2 protein-coding genes are annotated in these 2,336 nt (G+C 65.8%); both read right to left on the bottom strand.

Going from position 1 to position 2,336, the window contains the following annotated elements; translation table 11 throughout:
• A partial coding sequence (locus BGN95_RS15355) for a TonB-dependent receptor (RefSeq protein ID WP_286773197.1) occupies window positions 1-1,891 on the bottom strand: 1,891 nt, incomplete at its 3' end.
• A gap of 108 nt (window positions 1,892-1,999) precedes the next feature.
• The coding region (locus BGN95_RS15350; RefSeq protein WP_286773196.1) for a carotenoid oxygenase family protein at window positions 2,000-2,336 on the bottom strand (337 nt) is incomplete at its 5' end.

The following is a 2,336-nucleotide window of genomic DNA, read 5'->3' as shown; positions in this document are numbered from 1 at the left end:
CGGGTTCGGAACAGGTCCGGCTCGCGCTTTCCGGGCAGACATAGCGATTGATCTGGATATCCTTGTAATCGTTGTAGAATATCGCACCGTTTGCACGGAGCCGGCGGCCGAACAGATCGGATTTGAAGCCCGCCTCATAGGCGGTCAGCGTCTCCGGCGCGAAGGCGACGATCTGATCGGGGACATAGGGGCGCGGGTTGACGCCGCCGCCCTTATAGCCGGTCGATACCTGGGCATAGGCCATCAGCGTGTCGCTGAAGCGGTAATTGGCGCCGATCCGGTAATCGACGCGGTCGCCCTCGAACGTGCCGATGCGGCCGTCGAGACCGACGAGCAGCCAATTGGTGGTAAAGGGGATGCCGCTGGGCAGCGTGCCGTCGGGGTTGCGGCGGTGGAACAGATAGGTCTTGCGGTCGTGCGTGTAGCGCAGCCCGGCGACGATGTTGAAATTGGCGAAGGGATGCAACTCGACGTGCGCGAATAGCGACTTGCTGTTGTTGGTCACCGGATCGTCGGGCAGGAAATCGAACTGCACATTGGGGATCTGGCTGCGCCCGCCCAGCCAGTCGCGCGCGTCGTAGAGGAAACCGCCCAGGGTGAAATCGGCGATCGCGCCGATCTTGCCCGACAGGCGAAGTTCCTGGGTGAACTGGCGGTGGCGATAATCGAATTGCTGGAGCAGCACGGCGAGCGGCGATCCGTCGAGATCGATCCCCGCCGTGCCGGATGCCGCGCGATAGGCGGTGATCGATTTGAGGCTCAGCGTATCGCTCAGCGCGTAATCGATCGTTCCCGAAACCCCCCAGCTCCGCGCGGTGCTTTTCGGGCTGGAGCGAAAGCCGCCCGGCGCCACCTGATAGGGCACGCAGCCGCCACCCGGCGCGCAGAACGGCGTGGTGTAGTTGCCGCCGGTGTCATAGGTGGCATAGGAGGTGTAGCTGCGCGCGCCGGTGAGGAAGCGGCTGTCCAGCGGCACCCCGGCGAACGGATCGCCCGCGACATAGCTGCGCACATTGGGATTGTTGGCGTAGAGCAATTTGGTCGCGACCTGCTCCGAATCGTTCTGCGAGAAATCGCCGCTGAGATTGAGTTCGAGCCGGCTGCCGTCGGGCGCGTAGCGCAACGCGCCGCGCACGCCCTTCACGTCGATTCCGCCTTCGCTGCCCGTCCGGCAATTGCCGCTGCGCTGCGCCGGAATGCCTTGCCCCGGATTGACGCAGCCGAAATCGAGCAAGGTCATGAAGCCGTCGGTATGTTTCGAGACGCCGGAGAGCCGCGCATAAAGCCCGTCGGCGATCGTGAAATCGGCGCTGCCGCGGAAATCGACGCGGTTGAAACGCCCCAATGTCGCCTCGACGAACCCGCCGCCGTCCGCGTCGGGTTTTTTCGAGAATAGTTTGACCGAGCCGCCGATCGAATTCTTGCCCGCCAGCGTGCCCTGCGGCCCGCGCAGCACCTCCACCCGGTCGAGATCATTGAGATCGAGGATCGCGCCGAAGGTCGTGCCGTAATAGACGTCGTCGATATAGATGCCGACGCCGGGTTCGAGCGCGAAGCTCGAATCATTCTGCCCGATGCCGCGGATATAGGCGTTGACCGCGCTGCCGTTCAGCCCGCTCGCGCTGGACAGGTTCACATTGGGTGCGGTGGCGGTGAGATCGGTGACGCTGGTCAGGCTGCGCGCTTCCAGCGCCGCGCCGGTGGTGGCGGTGATCGCGATCGGCGTATCCTGCAGCCGCTGCGCGCGGAACTGGGCGGTGACCACGATGTCGTTCACCGCCTGATCCGCCTGGCCCGCCGGCGCCGGCTCGGCGGTTTGCGCCAGCCCCGGCGTGGCGAGGCACAGCGCGGCGGTCCCGGCGCCGGTCAGCAGCTTGCGAGTGAAAAGCATCGGCCCCCTCCATTGTTCGCCGGCGATGTCGGGGCGATCGCGATCGTTGCGCGCGCCCGCAAAGCCGGTCTGTATCCTTGAGCAACAATAACGATCGTTATTATCTGGTCAAGGGGCCTTGCGCTGCGAAAGCTGTGCCGCGGATACCCAGGCGCCGTGCACCTGCGCGCGCATCCGCACCGGCACGGGGATGCGGGCCACCGCCCCGGCGGCGATATCGGCGGCGTCGATCACCCATAGTTCGGAGTCGAACGCCTCCTCGCCGGTGCGACGATCGACCACCGCCAGCAGCCAGCCGTCATGGCCGTTACGCGCAGAAGGGATGTGGACAGGTTCGCTGACCGCCATATCGGGCGCCAGCGTCATCATCTCGACGCGGCCGTTGCCCGGCTCGATCCGCACCAGCGCATTGAACGCCGCGCCGACCGGCCCGCCCGGCAGCGGC

The sequence above is a fragment of the Sphingomonas sp. 66-10 genome (assembly GCF_001897045.1).
In the GTDB taxonomy this organism is placed as follows: Bacteria; Pseudomonadota; Alphaproteobacteria; order Sphingomonadales; family Sphingomonadaceae; genus Sphingomonas; species Sphingomonas lycopersici.
Note: the sequence above shows the minus strand (reverse complement) of the source record. Positions and strands in the feature narration are given on the sequence as shown.